An 18,248-nucleotide genomic window follows, 5' to 3' on the forward strand; every position below is an offset into this window, starting at 1 on the left:
TCCAGACCGGCCTCACCACCGCTCCGTCCCGGCCCTCCAGGCCCTCCAGCCCCGCCCAGCCCCGGCCGCCATCCGTCCAGGGCGCTACGACAAGGAAGACCCATGACTGACATCGCCATCGTCGGACTCGGCTGCCGCTTTCCGGGCGCCCCCGACATCCGCACCTACTGGAAGCTCCTGATGAGCGCGGAGCGTCAGTTCTCCGCCGTCCCGGGGGAACGCTGGAACCACGGGACCTTCCACGAGCCGGGCAACCGGTCGGCCCCCAACGCCGCGTACACCGACCAGGTCGCCTTCCTGGAGGACCTGGACCGCTTCGACGCGGCGCACTACGGAATACCGCCCGCTCGCGCCCGGGCCATGGACCCGCAGCACCGGCTGATGCTCGACGTCACGCGCGAGGCGCTCGCCGACGCGGGGATGGGCCGCGGTGACTTCGACCGCGAGAACACCGGGGTGTTCTTCGGGATATCGGTGTCCGACTACAAGGACCTCATGACGGCCCCCCTCCGGGCGATCACCCTGGCCGAGGACGCACGCGCGGCGGACGAGGGCGCCGGGGGCTCCGGGGCGGGGAAGGCCGGGGTGGGGGACGCCGCCGACGCCGCCGTGGAGCGGGCGCGGCAGCTCGGCACCATCGATGCCTTCACCTTGCCGGGGAGCCTTCTGAACATGGCGGCCGGGACCGTCAGCCGCCACTTCGACCTCGGCGGTCCCAGTTTCGCCGTCGACGCCGCGTGCTCCGGTTCGCTGGTCGCCCTCGACCAGGCGATCGCCCAGGTGCGATCCGGCAGCTGCCGGATCGCCCTCGTCGGCGGCGTGTACCTCAACCTCACCCCCGACAGCCTGGTCGGCTTCTCGCGGCTGCGCGCCCTGTCCGCCGCCGGGGTGTGCCGCCCGTTCGACGCGGAGGCCGACGGGTTCGTCCTCGGCGAGGGCGCCGGTGTCGTCGTCGTACGGCCGCTGGCCGACGCCCTCGCCGCCGGAGACCGGGTCTACGCGGTGATCAAGGGCATCGGCTCGGCCAACGACGGCGCCTCCCCCGGCCCCCTGGTGCCCACCTCCGAAGGTCAGCTGCGCGCCATGCGCCGGGCCTACGCGGACGCGGGCGTCGCGCCCTCCTCCGTGGGCTTCCTGGAGGCCCACGGCACCGGCACCGCCACCGGCGACCGGGCCGAGGCCGAGGCCCTGCGCCGACTGCGCACCGAGTACCCCGACGACGACCCGTCCCTGTGCTACCTCGGCGCGGGCAAGGCCCTGATCGGGCACTCGCTGGCCGCGGCGGGCATCGCGGGACTGATCAAGACGGCCCTGGTCGTCCACCACCGCACGATCGTGCCGCAGCCGGCCACCACCCCCCACCCGGACCTGGGCGTATCCGCCGCCGGCCTGCGCTTCGCCGACACCGCACTGCCCTTCGCGGACACCGGCACCCCGCGACGTGCCGCCGTCAGCTCCTTCGGCTTCGGTGGCACCAACGTCCACGTAGTCCTGGAGGAGCGACAGCCCGACGCGGCCCCCGGGCGCCCCGGTCACCTCCCGGACCGCGCCGGAAACGGCGTAGGCACCGGGGATGCGGGAGAAACCGGAGACTTCGGACCCCATCTCGTCCTCCTGTCGGCCGGGAACGCCGAACTGCTGGACCGGCACATCGGCGACGTACTCGACGCGCTCGACACGGCGGACCCTGCCCCGCTGGCCGCTGTGGCCCACACCCTCGGCTCCCGGGAACCGCTGACGGCCCGGCTCGCCATCGTGGCCACCGGCACCGGCGCGTTCGTCGAGCGGCTGCGCCACGCCCGTGAGCAACTCCTCGCCGGAGTCCGGGGCGACCTCGGCGAGGGCGCCTTCGCCGCCGACGCCCCCCTGCCCGCCGCACAGCGCCGCGTGGCCTTCCTCTTCCCCGGTCAGGGCAGCCAGCGGCCGGGCATGATGCGGGACTTCCACGAGCGGTTCCCCGCCTTCCGGTCGGCCGTCGCCGTCCTCGACGCCGTGGCCCGCGGGGACGTCGGCTTCGACCTCTCCGACCTGCTGTACGGCGATGAGGCCCGGTCCCACGGCGACACAGAGGAGCTCAGGAAGCGGCTCGCCGCCACCGATGTGTGCCAGCCCCTGCTCGGTACCGTCCAGATCGCCACCACCCGCGTACTCGCCGACTGCGGCCTCCGTCCCGATCTCGCCCTCGGCCACAGCGCCGGGGAGTTCGCCGCGGCCGCGGCCGCCGGAGCGCTCACCCAGGTGGACACGGTCCGGCTGCTGGTCCACCGGGGTGCGACCCTCCGGCAGGCCGAGTCCCGCTTCCCGGGCGGGATGCTCGCCGTGCAGAGCGACGAGGAGACCTGCCGCCGGCTCACGAACGCGATCGACGGCGTATGGCTCGCCTGCTTCAACCAGCCGCGCCAGATCGTGGTCAGCGGCACCCCGGAAGGTCTCGCCGCCCTGCGCGAGGCCTGCGCGGAAGCCGGGGTCGTCACGGCGACGCTCGACGTGTCCAGCGCCTTCCACTCGCCGCGCCTGGCCGCCGTCGAGGACGCCATCCGCTCGGGCCTCACCGCCCGGCCGATCGTCAGCCCCGTCCTGCCGTTCGTCTCGTCCGTGAACGCGGAGGTCTGCGAGGACCCCGACAGGCTGCGCGAGCTGTGGGCCCGGCACGCGTCGGCGCCGGTCCTCTTCGGCGACGCCGTCCGTACCGCCTACGAGCAGGGGGCGCGCGTCTTCCTCCAGGTGACGGGCGGCAGCTCGCTCCTCACCGCGGTCCGCCGCAACCTCACCGGCCACGGCGACGTCCACGTCGTCCCGGTCGAGGGGACGGCCGACGGCGGGCGCACCTTCGTACTGGCCCTCGCCCGGCTCGCGGTCCTGGGCGCCCCGGTCGACCCGCGCGCCCTGATCACCGAGGAGGAGCGCCGGCTGCTGGACCTGCCGGTGGCCGGGCTCGCCACCCAGTCCTACTGGGTGCCGTCCCGGCGTGCCGCGAAGCAGGATCCCGCCGCTGTCTCTCTCCCGCCGCAGTCCGTGGAGCCCGTGCAGCCCGTAGCCGTGGAACCCGCACAGCCCGAGGAGACCTCGATGAACGCCCCGGCGTACGACCCGGCGAACACCCCGATGGACGAACTGCTCCGGCTCGTCCGGCAGCAGGCGGAGCTGCTCGCCCGCCTCACGGGGGCGCTCCCCGCGCCGGCGCCCACCGCTCCGGCCGTACCCGCTGCCGCGGCCCCCGAGGAGTCCGGGGCACCGGCCACCGCCCCCACCGACCCGCCCGCCCCGCCCGCGGCGTCCGACGGGGCCACCGGCGAGGTCACCGAAGCCGTACTCGCGCAGGTGGCCCGGATCAGTGCCTTCCCGGTGGAGCAGCTGAGCAACGACCAGCTGCTGGTGGACGACCTCGGCTTCGACTCGCTGATGCTGACCGACCTGTTCACCTCCCTCAACCGGCAGTGGCCGCAGTGGTCCTTCGACGAGCGGGCCGCCGACCGGCCGACCGTCGCCCGGCTCGCCGCGCTGATCACGGGCACCTGCCCGGACGCCACGGCGGCCACGGCCGTCCCCGGGCAGCGCGCCGGACACGGCGACGGGACCCCGCCGGCGACGTCCGCCGACTCGGCGCCGGTCGTGGTGGCTCCCGACCTGGCCGCGGCAGCGGACTCCCCCCACCTGCGTGTGGTCCCGACGCCCAAGGACCAGTCGACGGCCTGCGCCCCGGCCGTGCCGGAGGAGCACACGCGGATCGACCGCTTCCCGGAGGTGGCCGCCCACGGTGAGCGGATCGGCATGCTCGCCGGGCTGGGACTCGCGAATCCGTACTTCCTCGTCCACGAAGGCGGCATGACGGACACGACGGTCATCGACGGCCGGGAACTCATCTCCTTCTCCAGCTACAACTACCTGGGCATGGCGACCGACCCGACGGTGAAGGCGGCCGCCAAGGAGGCGGTCGAGCGCTACGGCACGTCGGTGTCCGCCAGCCGGCTGCTGTCGGGCAGCCGTCCGCTCCACCTGGAACTCGAAACGGAACTCGCCGGCCTGCTCGGATGCGAATCCGCGCTCACCCTCGCCAACGGACACGCCACCAACGTCACCGTGATCGGGCACCTCGTCGGCCCCGGGGACCTCGTCCTGCACGACTCCCTCGCCCACGACAGCATCCTGCAGGGCTGCAAGCTCTCCGGCGCGACCCGGCGGCCGTTCCCGCACAACGACGCGGCCGCGCTCGACGCCGTGCTCGGCCAGGTCCGCGACCAGTACCGACGGGTGCTCGTCGTCATCGAAGGCGTCTACAGCATGGACGGCGACATCGCCGACCTGCCCGCCCTCGTCGAGGTCAAGCGGCGCCACGGCGCGCTGCTGATGATCGACGAGGCCCACAGCACCGGCACGATCGGCGCGACGGGACGCGGCATCGGTGAGTACCACGGCATCGAGCGGGCGGCCGTCGATCTGTGGTCGGGCACGTTGTCGAAGGCCCTGGCCAGCTGCGGCGGCTACGTCGCCGGGAGCCGCGCGGTCGTCGAGTACCTGCGCTACACCGTGCCGGGCTTCGTCTACAGCGCCGGCATGACCCCGGCCGACACCGCCGCCGCGCTGGCCGCACTGCGCCTCCTGCGCACCGAGCCGCAGCGGGTCACGCGTCTCGCGGCCAACGCCGCGCTGTTCGTCCGCCTGGCGCGCGCGGCGGGGATCGATGTCGGGGACAGCCACGACACGCCGGTCGTCCCGTGCATCGTCGGGGACTCGCTGAAGACGCTGAAGCTCGCGGAGGCGCTCTTCCAGCAGGGCATCAGCGTCAACCCCATCCTCTACCCGGCCGTACCGGAGGAAATGGCCCGGCTGCGCTTCTTCATCACCTGTGACCACACGCCCGACCAGATCCGTCAGGCCGTGACCGCGCTGGAACGCGAACTGCGGCAGCTGGAGGCGGACACGGCCACCTCAGCCCCTGCCGCGTGATCCCCACGCCTTGCCGCCCGGGTTCGTCAGGACGTCTCCTGGGGCGACAGGAGCTCACGGATCCGGTCGGCGGACGCGGCCTGGGACGCGCGAACGGTCAGCCAGGAGCCGTCCGAGCACACGATGTCCAGGCGGCGCCGCGTCCGTCGCGGCCACGGGATGCGCCGCACACCGGCATACCTACAGGAGACCGCCTCGGGTGCGTCTTGCCAGGCGGCCCGGACGGCGACCCTGCCGTCGGCCACGACGAGCAGACAGTCGTCCGCCTCCTCCGCGCGCAGCGCATCCCTCACCCAGTACGCCGTATGCACCGCGAGGACGAGTCGTCCCGCCTCGCTGTCCCATCCGCCCCGCATGCCCGGCCCGGCCCACAGCCGGACCAGGAGCCGACAAGCCTTCTGCACCGGATCGAACAGCGCGGAGAATGCCGCGATGGGGTCTTCGGGCAGCGAGACGACGAACCTGACGAGGAAGGACGAGCCCAGGGACCGCCACCTCCTCCGCCGCTCGTGCGCCGGCAAGCGGCGCACGCCGGGCCGACGCGCGTAGGACGGCAAGCCCACCCCGAACTCCATGCCGCACACCCCCACCGGAAGACCTGGAGAACCCTGAGGGCCGTAGCGTAAATGACCTCTGCGACCTCGGTGGCCAGCTGGGCTACGTCTTCGCCTGCCGTGCTTGCCGCGAAGGTGCCTTCCTCACGGACTGACCGCACCGCACCGCAGTCGGCCGGGTTCTGGGCGTAGGCGCGCAGCTGCCGCGTTCAGGCCGTGCGGGCGCGGAGGCGGCGCAGCATGCGGGGGTCCTCGAATCCGACCGCGCGGGCAGCCGCATCGGTCGTTGCGCCTTGGCTGATGAGGTGTTGGGCGCGTTCGAGGCGGAGGGTCTGCTGGTAGCGCAGGGGGGTGAGTCCGGTGGCTCGGCTGAAGAGGCGGGTGAGGGTGCGTTCGCTCACGCCGACGGCCGCGGCGAGGGTCGGGAGAGGGAGCGGTTGGTCGAAGCGGGTGTCGATGAGGTCCTGGACCCGGTGCACGGTGTCGTCGAGGTGGGACCGGTGGCGGAGCATCGCGCTGGACTGCGGGTCGTGGCCGTTGCGGCGGGCGTAGACGACCATGTCCCGGGCCACTTGGGCGGCGGCGGCCGGGCCGTGGCGGGTCGCGACCAGGTGCAAGGCCAGATCGATGCCGCTGGCGATGCCGGCCGAGGTGATCACCCGGTCGTCGGCGGTGAACAGGACATCGCGGACGACCACCGCCCCGGGGTGGCGCAGGGCCAACTCCTCCTGCAGCTCGTGGTGAGTGGTGCAGCGGCGGCCGTCGAGCAGGCCGGCCTGGCCGAGCGCATCGGCTCCGGCGCAGACGCTGGCCACCGTCCCGCCCCTCGCGTGATGGTCCCGAAGGACCTGGAGGGAGGCGGCGCCGATGGCGGGTCCGTCGGCCAGGACACCCGGCCACCAGCCGGGCACCACGATCAGATCCTCGGGGCCGAGCTCGGGCCACTCGAGCCCCGCCAGCAGCGGCAGGCCCTGGGCGGTGGAGACCTGCGGCTGCTCGGCGACGTAGGCGAGCGTGTAGGCGTGCCCGAAGTCGGCCGCCGTGGAGAACACCTGCGCGGGGCCGGCCAGGTCCAGCAATTGGACTCCGGGAACCAGGAAGAAGACGATTCGGCTCACGATTCGGTCATCGTACGGGTTCCACCGCTGCCTCCAGCTCGCCGATCGTCGCGATGGTGGCGAAGCGTCCGGCGAGCGCGTACTCGGTGCGCCTGATGACCTCCGCGGACGGCAACGTCCGGGGGTCGGCAAGCAGCTCGGCGACGCTCTGGTCGGCGGGCGCGTCGCGGTGGGGAATGGGATGCGTCGCGGTCGCGTCGATCACGAAGGTGACCTCGTAGCCGAGATCGCATGCGACTCGGGTAGTCGTCTCCGCGCACTGCTCGGTACGGATACCGCAGACGGTCAGCTCCCGGATGCCGTGCGCGGTCAGGAGTTGTTGCAGGTTGGTGGTGGTGAAGGCGTTGTGCGAGGTCTTGTGGATCACCGGCTCCCCGTCCACGCGCTTCAGCTCCGCCATCAGCCGGACATGGCCGAGTGCAGGGTCGAAGACGTCACCGGAGCCGGGCTCGGAGTGCAGGACCCACACCACCAGGTCACCGGCCTCCCGGGAGAGCCGGACCAGACGGTTCACCTTCTCAGGGATGTTCGGGTCGGAGATCGTTTCCCACAGCGGCTCGGCGCGGAAGGACTCCTGGACATCGATGACAATCAGTGCTCGGGTCATGCCCCCAAGCCTGGCCCGCGCGGACGGCTACGGAACAGGCCGCATCGGGTCCGACAGCGGACCGATCCGGTCAGCAGGGGCTCAGTCAGTCAAGCAGCGCGGAACCCAGCGGCACAGCCCAGGACAAGCCCTGGTTCGAAGACCGGGTTCCCGTCGCCGGCATGGCCGGCCAGAAGGATCACGTGGGTGTCGGCGAGCGGCATGGCGATGGAGATCACGTCCCAGTGGAGGAGGAGGCGGTCGAGCCTGGCTGATCGTCGGCGGTGCCGGCGACTGCTGGTCCGCAAGGCTCAGGAAGCCCGCCGACGACCAGGGAGATCGCGTGCTCAGCGGTATCCGTCTCAGCGATCACCGTTCCTTGGGCGGGACCGCAGACCCGGTAGCGTCCGTCGCCCAGCGGATCGATGAAGGGGACGTCCCAGGAGTACGGGAACCCGGTACAGGTCGTGAAATGAAGCGAATAGTGGCTGGTGAACGGAAGTAGCTGACGCAGCTTCGGTTCGGCATGTGCGAGTTCGGCGACCTTCAGAGTCTGATGGGCGATATCCCAGCTGTCCGCCTCTTCGCGCAGGCCCTCAAGGAGCAGGCGCCACTTCACCGCGACCGCCTCGGCGGGCCCCTTCTCATGGGCCTCGGCCAGCTCGCTGACCTCGACGAACGGGCTAACCTCGCGGATGTCTTCGAGCCCCAGGCCGTTCCGCCATGCCTCAAGAGCCTGGGCCATCTCGCCCAAGTCCTGAGTTGTGCCCGAGACCAGCTTCACTCCCGTGGACCAGCCGCTGAAGATGAACCATCGCTCCACAGACCCCAGGCTGATCCAGCACGTCTTACGGTCGGCCACCGTGCTCTCGACGCCTGCGGACCGGAGCGGGTCCGAATCTTTCACGAGCACTTTGCCCAGCGAGAGGCCGAGTTCTGCAGCCACGGCCTCCAGTGCTCCAGCGAAACTGCCGGCGGACACCAGATCTGGGTACAAAGAAGGGAACGCGGGGAACGGGTCGCGTCGGGCAGGGACAGTCTCAGGCGAAGTCACCGAGGCAGTCTGCCTCTCGCACGGGGGATTCCGCCATGGCTCCCGGCACGTGCGGGGCTCCTCCGGCGGTCGGCGGTCGGCGGTCGGCGGTCAGGTTGTCCGGAGCGCCACGGCGGTGCGGGATGCCTGCGCGGCGACGCCCGCGATGCTCGACGTGATGAACGAGCCGCCGCCGGCCAGGTCGCCCACCACATGCACGCGCGGGTCGGCGGGAACCACCCCGCCGGACGGGTGGAGGGTGGCCAGACCGGCGCCCGTCAGTGAGCGGACCAGATGTCGGGCAGCGCCCGGGACCGCTTGCGCGGGCGGGTTCACGGCGTTGACGACGACCTGCGCGGTGTGCTGGCCGTTGGCATCCCGCACCCGGAACCGCCCGTTCGTCGGCTCGATCGCATCGACGCCGGAAGAGACGTTGAGCTGACCGGAGTCCAGGAGCCCCATCAGGACGGACGCGTTCACCGGGACCATGGGTGAGGCGACGCTCGTGGCCGTGCGGAGGTGGCGCCTCAGCCGTGCGCGGTCGGGTTCGCGCAACAGGCGCCAGGCATACGGACCGACGGTGTGTGCCGTCTCCTGCACCACGCGGCGCCCGATCCGAGGGTCGTCGACCGCGGCGATCTGCCGGCGGAGACGTTGGACGGGGTTGTCCGTCGGAGTGCTGTGGAGTTGGGCCATGACATCGTTGAAGTCCTCTCCCGTGTCGGCCAGTTCCTCGCGCAACAGGCCGACGAGGTCGTCGAGTGCGAGATGCCCACGGGTTCTGTGCAGCTCCGCCACCCGCTCGACGGTCACGTGTGTCGGGCGCCGGCCGTCCGGACGCTGCCAGACGTGCGGGAGCACCCCGCTGCGCGACAGGAGCGTGATCCGTCCCGGGTACCGGTGCGCGGCGAGCGCCACGACGACGTCGACGGCGGTCAGGCCGCTGCCGATGATCGTCACATCGTCGCCGGCAACAATGTGACCGAGCGTTTCGGCGAGTGGATAGGGGTCGGCCGTGAAGCCCGCTTCACCAGCAAGTCCGTACAGGTCAGGGGGTGTTCCCCCACCGACGCACAGCGCTGCACGGTCGGCCTCGTACTCCTGCCCGTCGTCCGTGTGCAGGGCCAGGCGCGTGCCGGAGCGGACGGCGGCCTCCGTCACCCGTGCGGCCACGACGCTAACCGGCCAACCCTGTTCGCCCAGAGCCGCCACCGCCTTCTCCGCGGAGTGGACCAGGTACTCGCCGTAGAGGGAGCGTGGGACCAGCGGTTGACCGAGGAGCGGGTCGATGTGGTCGGCGCCGCGGTTCCCGAGCCAGGCCGCAAAGTGCCCGAAGTCACCGCCCCGGATCGACATGAGGGCGGGTGGCGTGTTGACCAGCACCGCGTCCAGGTCCGGCCCGTACGGTCGCCCCCGCCACAGGTGCGGTGACGGCTCGAATACGGTGATGGTGCCGGTTCCGCCCACTGCGGTGGTGCCCTCGGTGGTGGCAAGCGCGTCCAACAGGCCGACGGCCGCCGCACCTCCCCCGATGATCGCGATGTCCATGTCTCCCTCTCCGCTGTTCGTGTGCCACCGACCCTGCCCGTGCTTGCCGGGGCGCCCCATCCCCCGGTCCCGGGAGATCCGCGGGAACCGACCCCCTCAAGTGGGGGGTTTCGTGTTGTGTGGGCGAGAGGCAGGCTGAGGGACTGGAAGGCGCGAAAGACCGGGCAGACGGCGGGCGGGGCGGGCCGATCAGTCGAGGGGACACGCATGACCGATCAACGCCGGCCAGTGCTCGCGGCAGCCGAACAGGCCGCCGACGCACGGGAACTGTTCAGCAGCGTCTCGGCCCGGCTGCGTCGGCTGGTGCCGTTCCACTCGGCCGTGTGGACCGCCACCGACCCGGAGACCGGCCTGATCACCGCGCCGATGCTGGTGGAGAACCTGGGCTCCGGCGAGGGCTGCGCCGCCTACTGGCACAGCGAACTGCTGGAGGAGAACGTCCTGCCGTTCCGCGACCTGGCCCGCGCCGCCGTACCGGCAGCCGGGCTGCGCGCGGCCACCGGCGACCTGCCAGCCCGCAGCGCCCGGTTCCGGCGCCTGCTACAGGGCCAAGGCGTGCACGACGAGCTGCGCGCCGTGCTCCGGATCGGCGACCGGCCCTGGGGCCTGGTGAGCCTGTTCCGCACCAGCGGCGCTTTCCAACCGCAGGAGACCGCGCTGCTCGCCGATCTGTCCCGCCCACTGGCCGAGCGGCTACGGACGTTCGCCCGGCCACCCGAGCCCGCGTCCGCATCCGCATCCGCATCCGCGTGCGGCACGGATTCCCCGGCGCCCGGCCTGATCCTCTTCGACGAATCCGGTGGAGCCATGTCGGCCAACGACGAGGCTCGGCACCACCTCGCACGGCTGCCGCATGGCCCCTCGTTCCCCACACCGCTGGGGCTGCGGTTGCCGATCTGGGTGATCGGCACAGCACTCCAGGCGCGCGCCATCGCCGACGGCAAGGACCGCGGGAGCGCCCGCATGCGGATCCGGTCCACCGAAGGCCGCTGGCTGACCTGTCATGCCTCGTGCCTCACGGGACCTGAAGGCAGGCCCGGCCCGGTGGCCCTCGTCCTCGAGCCCGCCACGCCCGCCGACCTGGCGGTCCTGGTCGCCGAGTCGTACGGCCTGACCCCGCGGGAACTGCAGATCACCCAGCTCACCGCGCGCGGGATGACCACCGCCGAGATCGCGACGGCGCTGTTCATCTCGCCGCACACCGTCCGCGACCACCTCAAGGCGATCTTCGCCAAGGCCGGCGTCTCGAGCCGGGGCGCACTGGTCGCCCGCCTGTTCACCGACCACTACTGGCCCGCGCTGCCGGAAGCGACAGCAGTTCGGCGCCCCGCCCGGGGCGGACCCCCACACACCGAGCTCCCTCTACGGATGTAGAGTGCGGGTCAGTCAGGCCCTCTACACATGTAGAGGGTGAGCTGATCCATCCTCAGGGAGTCACGATGAGTGCGACCGCCCCCTCAGTCCTCAGGCACAAGCCGGCGCCGCTGGGCCCCTTCAAGGTGGGGGTCGGCGGCTTCTTTTTCCTGGGTACGGGACACCTTTCCCTGGCCGCTGCGGAGGCCTGGGGCGATCCGACCCCGCAGCAAGAAGCCTCGTCGGCAGCCATGCGGGCAACGAGCATGACGCTGCTGGGGCTGGAACGCACCACCCTCGAAGTCGTCCACGGCATGAGTTCCGTCATGGGCCTGTTCGTCATCTCCTGCGCGCTCCTCGCCCTGTTCGCCGCCCGGCACTCCCCTGCCTTGATCGAACGGCGCACCGCCTTCGGGTGGACGCTCCTCGCCGCCTCACTCGTCGGCCTGGCGCTATCCGCCCTCTTCCTGCCCCCGCCACCGATCGTCGTCCTCGCCGTCACCAGCTGCGCCTTCGCCCTGTCCCTGCGCCGGGCAGCACCCTGAGGGGTCAGGTCAGGCCGAGTTGGTGGAGGTGATCGGCGGCTTCGGATCTGCGGGGGTTGTTGAGCCGGGCGAGCGCGTCGTGAGCGGTGGTCAGGACCGTGTGGGCTTCGTGGTGCCGGTCGAGGTGGACCAGGACGATGCCGAGGTCGAGGCGGGCCGGTTCGCTCCAGGCAGGCATCCGTGCTGCCTCGAAGTGGATGAGGGCGTAGCGCAGGAGGTGTTCCGCCTCGTTCCATCGGTCGAGGGCGGCGAGGTCGTTTCCGATGTGCTGGCGGGTCACTGCGAGGTAGAGGCCGATCAGTTCCCGGGGCTTTCCCGGGACGCCGGTGCGGCAGATGGCTTCGCTGCGGCGGTGGATCGCCAGGGCATCCAAGGGGCGGCCGGTCTGGCGCAGCTGCTGGCCAAGGGAGTTGAGCGCGGTGAGTTCGGCGAGGCGGCTCTCCGGGCCGGTCTGCTTCCCGAGGTGGTCGGCGGCCTCGTGGAGCCAGGTGATGGACTCGCTGGTGCGCCCGAGCCGGTGGAGGGCGCCGGCTGCGTAGCCCAGGGCCCAGCCGATCTGGAGCTGGTCACCGCTCTCACGCGCTGCGGCCAGGGCCGACCGTGCGGCGGTCAGGGCGGCGGTGTGGTCGTAGAGGCACATGTTGTAGGCCCAGGCCAGGTAGTTGAGGTGGACGGCCTCGTCGCGTTTGCTGCCCAGGGCGCGGGCAGAGTCGACGGCCCACCGGAAGACCTGCACCCATGCTTCCCAGTGCGGGGTGCGGTCGGAGAACCAGTGCATCGCCTCGGCGGTGTCGATGACCTGTTGGTGCAGGCCCCGGGCTTGGGCGCGGCCCAGCGCGGCGAGCCACTGGGCCTTTTCGGCCTCCAGCCAGACCCGCGCCTGTTCGTGGTCGGCGGGCGCGGTGACGGGATCGGGGTCGGGCGTCGGGCGGGTGTCGGGGTGGGGCGCGGTGTCGAAGAGCTGGGCGGCGGCGGTCGCGCGGTGCAGTGTCCAGAGGTCGGCCCGGTTCTGGGCGCTCGTGGTGTGCGCGGGCTCCTCCTCTTCTACGAGCTGCTCGGCGGCGAAGAGGTGGAGGAGATCGTGGAAGCGGTACCGGTCGGCGGTGGGGTGGGGCTCGAGCAGTCCGGCGTCGGTGAGGTCCTGTGCGCATGTGGCGGCCTGGCGCAGGGACAGCCCTGCCAAGAGGGCGACGCTCTGCGGGCTGAAGTCGGGGCCGTCCGCGAGCGAGGCGCGGCGGAAGACGGTGCGGGTGCGTGGGGACAACTGCCGGTAGGACAAGGTGAAGGCGGCGCGGACCTGCAGTGAGCCGGCTTGCAGGGTGTCCAGGCGGGTCGCGCTTTCGGCGAGCTGCGCCGCGAGCTTGGTGAGGTGTTCGCCCGGCCGGGCAGCGAGGCGCTGTGCGGCGATGCGGACGGCCAGGGGAAGGTGTCCGCACAGGTCGGCGATGTCGCGGGCGGCCTGGCTCTCGCGGCTCACCCGTTCCGTTCCGATGACGCGGGTGAGGAGTTCGACGGCTTCCTCACGGCGCAGCAGTGTGAGTTCGGGGCGGTGGACTGCTTCCAGGCCGGCCAGAGTGTTGCGGCTGGTGATGAGGGTGAGGGAGGGGCTGTGGCCGGGCAGCAGGGGGCGGACCTGGTTCTCGTCGGCGGCGTTGTCCAGGAGGAGAAGGACCCGGCGGTCGCGCAATAAGGAACGCAGGAGGCCGCTGCGGTCCTCGGCGGTGGCGGGGATGTCGCTGTCGGCGGCGCCGAGGGCGCGCAGGAGCCGGGCGAGCGCGTCGCGCGGCGGGGTGGGGCGGGGGTCCATGCCGCGCAGGTCGATGGCGTACTGGCCGTGCGGGAAGTGGGGGGTGAGGGCGTGGGCGGCATGGACGGCGAAGGCGGTCTTGCCCAGGCCGGGCTGTCCGCTGACCACGGCTACGGGTGGGTGAGCCGGGTCGAGGTGCTCGGCCAGGGTGCGCAGCCGGTTCAGGGCAGGGCCGCGGGCAGTGAAGTCGCCCAGATCGCGTGGCAGTTGGAGGGGGTGGTGCGGGGTGGGGTGGTACGGATGGAGCTGTGTCTCCGGCTGCGTGGCGGGCCCGGCTCCGCGGAGGGGACGGGGACGGGGACGGGGACGGCCGAGGCGTGCGGTGTGTTCCAGTTCGGCGGCGGCCGTATCGTCCAGGACCAGGGCGGTGGCGAGGGCCTGCACGGTGCGGCGCTGCGGCCCCCGGGAGCGTCCTCGCTCCAGATCCGAAAGGGCCCGCACGCTCAACCCGGCGGCCTGTGCCAGTTCCTCCTGGCTGAGCCCTGCATCCGTTCGCAGAGCATGCAGGCGCGCGGCGAACCCCCCGATACTCATGACTCGAATCCCCTGGTCAGCGTGGTCCCCCCGAGTCGGTGGGTCCTACCGGCAGAAGTATGCCAAGACGCTGTATCCACCCGTGCCGGTGGGCGTTCGCGGTCCCTACCCGATCCGGAGTGCAGGCCCGCCGACGGCCCGGCCGATTGCTCGGCCGGGCCGCATCGGCGCCGGTGTCGCGGGCGTGCAGAGTGCCCGGATCAGGCCCCGGGAGTCATCCTCGGGTCGGGCAGACGTCCAGTGTGACCTTGCCGGCCTTGCCACCGGTCGTCGCCGGGTCCAGGGTCAGGCACGTGCCGGTCCACTGGTTGATGAAGTAGAAGGCGCGCCTGCCGCCGTACTGGTCTGCCGGCATGATCTCCCAGAGCTGGTTCGCCGAGGCCCACCGGCCCTCGCACGGCCAATAGAACAGCTGCGTGCCGTTTCCGGGCGGCGTGCCGAGGTTCCACGGGACGGTGAGGCAGTAGCCGTTGCCCGCCTTGAGCCAGTAGTAGCCCTTGCTGTCGTACGGAGGCAGGGTGCCCGTCCACTGCTGGCTGCTGGGCGCCGGGCTCGCGCAAGCCCGCTGCGTGATCACGCCGCCCGAGCCGTCGGGGAACCAATCACCGCGCACCATGCAGCGGTTCGGGGCGGTGGTCTGGTAGGTCTGCCCGATGAACTGCTTGGCCGAGGTGACGGTCCACAGCGCCGGGTGGGGCGAGAAGATGTGGGCGTTGCGGTTGAGCTCGTTGACCACGGACATCGGGGTGACGCCGCTGGTGTCGCTCTGCTCGTAGAAGTTCACCGCGACGTAGTTGGGGTTGTGGCCCGCGGCGGGACGGCAGTCCCTGTCGATGCGGTTCTTCAGGGCCGCGCCGTTGTCGCCCGGCGCCTTGGCCTCGGGGTTGAGCACGCTCGAGTCGAACTGGTTCATGGTGAACAGCGGGGTCAGGGCCGTGCCCGGCATGGGGTTCTGCCCGACCGGGTTGCCGTTGCGCGACGCGCAGCCGCTGGGCCGGCCGTCGTAGTCGTAGAGCGTCTCCACCGTACGGGTCCAGGTGTACATGAGGCGGCCGTACTCCGTGTTCCCGTCCCTGGACGTGACCGGGACGTCCTCTCCCCACCTGTCTTGGAACACCACCAGGCGGCGGTTGTCGGAGACCATGTCGCGCAGCCGCGGCCAGTTGCGGTTGTCGATGTCGTACTGCTTGGGGGAGAACAGCAGGTTCTTCGCGTTCTCGGCCTCCAGCACGTCGGTGACCGCCCGGGTGAGCGTCTCGCGGCTGGCGTAGTTCTCCAGGAAGACCGTGACCACTTCGTCCGGGTGGGCCTTGAGGAAGTCCACCACCGTGCTGAGCCCGCTGCGGAAGGTCTCGTAGCAGGCGAACGTGGAGTGGCACAGCATCAGGTCGACGTTGCCCTCCTGGTCGTAGGCGACGTCGTACGTGTCGAGCATCAGCCCGCGCACGCCGTCGTCGAGCTGCCGGGCGATGGTGCGCGACTGGTTCCGCGGCGGCACCGCCCCCGAGTCCGCGTAGGAGTTGTGGGTGGTCAGCGACGACCACTGGTCGAGGCGGGCGTCTCCGTACTTGCTCCCGGACGCCGCCACGGCGGCCGTGGGGGTGGGCAGTGTCGCGGCCAGGAAGAGCAGCGGCAGGACGGGTAGGGCCAGCCTTCGCAGCACGCGGAAGCCTCTTGCAAGCATGTCGTTCCCCAGGGTCAAAACGGTCGTCGGAACCGGAGCGGGCGTGCGGTACCGGTTGCCGGACGGCGGTGTGGGCGACCCGGGGCACCGTGATGCCCGGCGGCCCTGCCCCGCCGTCCGTTCCGCGTCGAGCCAACACTGTGGGCAGGGGGCCGGACCATGCGGTTCCACCGGCAGAAGTAGGCCCCCGGCTACTTCTGCCGGGCGGATCCGCCGGCCCGGCCCTCGTCGATCGCGGTGTGCCGCTCGCGCCACTGTTGCGGCGCGGGAGATCACGAAATCTGGGTGATCCCCCACCAGTCGAGGTCGAAGCCGCCGGTTACGGCATGGAGGCCGAACTGGCGAGTGCCGACGGGCCTCGCCGCTCGCCCGCGTCGTGCGCCCCGACCCCGCGGTGCCGCTGCCGTCGTATCCGACGCGGGAGGCACTCGACAGCGCGTCGACCATCCTGGAGCAGCGCCACCGCGGCCGACGGCAACGTGCTTGAGCGCGAACTCACCGACACCATCGCCCTGTCGGCCTTCACCGTCGAGCCGCTCCGGGCCCGCGCCGGGGTACGCGGCGACGCGGACGCCATCGCCCCGGACACCTCCAACCGCCTCCCGCACGATCTCGACCCGCTCCTCACCGAGCAACGCGCCTGCCGGCTTCTGCGCTCACGCCCGAGAGGCCTGGACGACTGGACGACTGGACGACTGGACGACTGGACGAAAGCATCGCCGGCTTCGACCCGCTACGGCACCAGCTGCTGCGGGCGGCAGGCCGATGACGATGCAGCGCACCGAGTGGCTCAAGACCCTCCACACCCAGCCGCCCCCAGCCCGCGACCTCCCTGCCCCCCGTGTGCCGACCGTCACTACGGCCGCGCCGACAGCTCCTCCAGCGCGACCCCAATGCGCAGACCTGTACTCACGGCTGCTCCCCGAAGGCAGCTGCCCGCGCGGCGAGCGCGTCCAGAACCGTCTCGTGCGCAGCGTCCACCGCAATGTGGAGTACGACCGACGCATCGCCGGGAGTGATCGTGAAGGTGAAGAACGAGCAGCAGCCGCTCTCCCGCTCCGCCAGCTCCCTCACCCGCTCAGCGACACCCGGTCCGCCGGCCAGGTCCAGGGTCAGCTGCAGCGGCCCGGGACGGGAGAACGCGGTCACCCGTTCGGAGAGCAGCGCGTCCCATTCCGCGACCCGCAGCGGCTGCTCTTCAGTGGGCAGGGTGCAGGACTGCGGTACCCACGCAAGATCGCTCATCGCACTCACTCCCGTCACCACGCCCCCCCAACGGGGACACCGCGAGCCGGCACCAGTCGGCCTACCCCGCGTCCGGCACCGCAGATGGACCAAGGTCCCGTACCGGCCCTCATACGACCCCCAGGTTTGAGCTATTAGCCCTATAGTACCGATTTGTGGTACATAGATTAGACTTGTCGTCTAGATTGATACGACAAGTCGAGTTCTGCGAGGCACTGTGAGGGACGACAACGCGGCCGAGGAGGCGCAGGCGCAGGGCCTGGTTCCCGGCGTCGTGTCCAGTGTCGGCGCCGACGCGGATGAGCACCTCATCCGCGAGGCCGAGAAGATCGTCGTCGCTCTGGGCCGGATGTTCCCGGGCCTGTGCGAGGTGGTCCTGCACGACCTGCGCCACCCGCAGAACGCCATCAGGGCGATCGAGAACAACCTTTCCGGCCGGGCGGTCGGAGATTCCGCCACGGAGCTGGGGCTACGCCGCATCAGCGACCCGCAGTACCCGAGCGTGATCCAGAACTACCCCAACCGGTTCCCGGACGGCCGCCCGGCCAAGAGCACGTCGATCGGCATCAAGAACGCCGCCGGCGAATACATCGCGGCGCTCTGCCTGAACCTCGACGTGTCCGTCCTCTCCCCGGTGACGCTGACCCTGTCGAACCTCATCGCCACTGACAACGCCGAAAGCACCGGCGGAGAACAGCCTCTGGAATCACTGCGGGACCGCAACGCCCAGGAGCTGCGCCACGCCGTCGAAGCCCTGGCCGCGGAGCGCGGCAGTACTCCCCGGTCGCTCGGCCGTTCGGACAAGCGGGCGTTGGTCCGGCGACTGTGTGAGGACGGCTACTTCGACTCGCGCGACGCCGCGCAGACCTTGGCGGGCCTGCTCGGGGTGTCCCGGGCAACCGTCTACAACTACGCCAAGTGAAGGGCGCTCCATGCATCTCACCGGACCGGGGCACCTCACCGGACCGTGCGCAGATCCCGTACCCGTACCCGTACCCGTGGCCGTCCACGGCGGGCTCACCATCGTCTCCGGGCAGGTACTGCGCCATGTCGACGCCTGTCTGGCCGCGGCCTGCAGGGGCCGCGACGGCCTGGTCTCCGTGACCGCGTGCGTCACGGACATCGGCGACCGGCCGGAGTTCGATTGCCTCTACGGGGACTGGCTGGGCTCCCGCCGGCCCGCGCACGCCGTGGCCCGCGTACGCGAACTGCACTACGCCTCGGCCGTGGAAGTCCACGCCGTCGCGGCCGTCGCCTGACCTCAGCCCCGGAAGCGAGCCGCACGTCGCGCGCG

At 71.5% G+C, this 18,248-nt stretch carries 13 protein-coding genes; 5 read left to right on the top strand and 8 right to left on the bottom strand.

Annotated features, from left to right (window positions below):
- Positions 1-102 precede the first annotated feature (102 nt).
- Complete coding sequence (locus ACODT5_RS16840) at positions 103-4,947, top strand: type I polyketide synthase (RefSeq protein ID WP_422520108.1); 4,845 nt, start codon at positions 103-105, stop codon at positions 4,945-4,947.
- A 26-nt stretch (positions 4,948-4,973) separates the two neighbouring features.
- On the opposite strand, the gene ACODT5_RS16845 is transcribed toward ACODT5_RS16840, so the two are convergent.
- The 5 genes from ACODT5_RS16845 to ACODT5_RS16865 form a co-directional block, all read right to left on the bottom strand.
- Complete coding sequence (locus ACODT5_RS16845; RefSeq protein WP_422520109.1) at positions 4,974-5,510, bottom strand: hypothetical protein; 537 nt, start codon at positions 5,508-5,510, stop codon at positions 4,974-4,976.
- A gap of 200 nt (positions 5,511-5,710) precedes the next feature.
- Positions 5,711-6,619 carry a GlxA family transcriptional regulator gene (locus ACODT5_RS16850; RefSeq protein WP_422520110.1) on the bottom strand — a complete coding sequence of 303 codons (909 nt, stop codon included), beginning with the start codon at positions 6,617-6,619 and terminating at the stop codon, positions 5,711-5,713.
- A 7-nt stretch (positions 6,620-6,626) separates the two neighbouring features.
- Positions 6,627-7,226, bottom strand: a complete 600-nt coding sequence (locus ACODT5_RS16855; protein WP_422520111.1) for a cysteine hydrolase family protein — start codon at positions 7,224-7,226, stop codon at positions 6,627-6,629.
- Positions 7,227-7,440: 214 nt separating this feature from the next.
- Entirely contained in the window at positions 7,441-8,151 is a 711-nt protein-coding gene (locus tag ACODT5_RS16860) for a DUF6193 family natural product biosynthesis protein (RefSeq protein ID WP_422520112.1), read from the bottom strand.
- A 198-nt stretch (positions 8,152-8,349) separates the two neighbouring features.
- Entirely contained in the window at positions 8,350-9,786 is a 1,437-nt protein-coding gene (locus ACODT5_RS16865; RefSeq protein WP_422520113.1) for an FAD/NAD(P)-binding protein, read from the bottom strand.
- A gap of 207 nt (positions 9,787-9,993) precedes the next feature.
- On the opposite strand from ACODT5_RS16865, the gene ACODT5_RS16870 reads away from it, so the two are divergent.
- The gene (locus tag ACODT5_RS16870) at positions 9,994-11,160 is read left to right on the top strand and encodes a LuxR C-terminal-related transcriptional regulator (RefSeq protein ID WP_422520114.1); all 1,167 of its coding nucleotides are present in this window, start codon (positions 9,994-9,996) and stop codon (positions 11,158-11,160) included.
- A 65-nt stretch (positions 11,161-11,225) separates the two neighbouring features.
- Positions 11,226-11,684, top strand: coding sequence for an LIC_13387 family protein (locus ACODT5_RS16875; RefSeq protein ID WP_422520115.1), 459 nt, complete (start codon positions 11,226-11,228; stop codon positions 11,682-11,684).
- Positions 11,685-11,688: 4 nt separating this feature from the next.
- Here the strand turns inward: ACODT5_RS16875 and ACODT5_RS16880 are convergent, their stop codons facing one another.
- From ACODT5_RS16880 to ACODT5_RS16890, 3 genes are all read right to left on the bottom strand, one after another.
- Positions 11,689-14,025, bottom strand: a complete 2,337-nt coding sequence (locus tag ACODT5_RS16880) for a helix-turn-helix domain-containing protein (protein ID WP_422520116.1) — start codon at positions 14,023-14,025, stop codon at positions 11,689-11,691.
- Between the two features lie 214 nt (positions 14,026-14,239).
- Positions 14,240-15,709 (bottom strand): phosphatidylinositol-specific phospholipase C domain-containing protein, encoded by a 1,470-nt coding sequence (locus ACODT5_RS16885; protein ID WP_422520117.1) that lies wholly within the window; start codon positions 15,707-15,709, stop codon positions 14,240-14,242.
- Positions 15,710-16,618: 909 nt separating this feature from the next.
- Complete coding sequence (locus tag ACODT5_RS16890) at positions 16,619-16,954, bottom strand: hypothetical protein (protein WP_422520118.1); 336 nt, start codon at positions 16,952-16,954, stop codon at positions 16,619-16,621.
- A 259-nt stretch (positions 16,955-17,213) separates the two neighbouring features.
- On the opposite strand from ACODT5_RS16890, the gene ACODT5_RS16895 reads away from it, so the two are divergent.
- Both ACODT5_RS16895 and ACODT5_RS16900 read left to right on the top strand, forming a co-directional pair.
- Positions 17,214-17,876: a helix-turn-helix transcriptional regulator gene (locus ACODT5_RS16895; protein WP_422524942.1), complete on the top strand. Its 663-nt coding sequence runs from the start codon at positions 17,214-17,216 to the stop codon at positions 17,874-17,876.
- Between the two features lie 10 nt (positions 17,877-17,886).
- Positions 17,887-18,213: a RidA family protein gene (locus ACODT5_RS16900; protein WP_422520119.1), complete on the top strand. Its 327-nt coding sequence runs from the start codon at positions 17,887-17,889 to the stop codon at positions 18,211-18,213.
- Positions 18,214-18,248: the final 35 nt, after the last annotated feature.

This window comes from Streptomyces tatrensis, from assembly GCF_049310065.1.
GTDB lineage: Bacteria > Actinomycetota > Actinomycetes > Streptomycetales > Streptomycetaceae > Streptomyces.

Excerpts from the sequence above, each read along its gene's own strand:
- ACODT5_RS16840 (WP_422520108.1), top strand. The coding sequence starts at position 103 with ATGACTGACATCGCCATCGTCGGACTCGGCTGCCGCTTTCCGGGCGCC.
- ACODT5_RS16855 (WP_422520111.1), bottom strand. The coding sequence starts at position 7,226 with ATGACCCGAGCACTGATTGTCATCGATGTCCAGGAGTCCTTCCGCGCC.
- ACODT5_RS16865 (WP_422520113.1), bottom strand. The coding sequence starts at position 9,786 with ATGGACATCGCGATCATCGGGGGAGGTGCGGCGGCCGTCGGCCTGTTG.
- ACODT5_RS16870 (WP_422520114.1), top strand. The coding sequence starts at position 9,994 with ATGACCGATCAACGCCGGCCAGTGCTCGCGGCAGCCGAACAGGCCGCC.
- ACODT5_RS16875 (WP_422520115.1), top strand. The coding sequence starts at position 11,226 with ATGAGTGCGACCGCCCCCTCAGTCCTCAGGCACAAGCCGGCGCCGCTG.
- ACODT5_RS16880 (WP_422520116.1), bottom strand. The coding sequence starts at position 14,025 with ATGAGTATCGGGGGGTTCGCCGCGCGCCTGCATGCTCTGCGAACGGAT.
- ACODT5_RS16885 (WP_422520117.1), bottom strand. The coding sequence starts at position 15,709 with ATGCTTGCAAGAGGCTTCCGCGTGCTGCGAAGGCTGGCCCTACCCGTC.
- ACODT5_RS16890 (WP_422520118.1), bottom strand. The coding sequence starts at position 16,954 with ATGAGCGATCTTGCGTGGGTACCGCAGTCCTGCACCCTGCCCACTGAA.
- ACODT5_RS16900 (WP_422520119.1), top strand. The coding sequence starts at position 17,887 with ATGCATCTCACCGGACCGGGGCACCTCACCGGACCGTGCGCAGATCCC.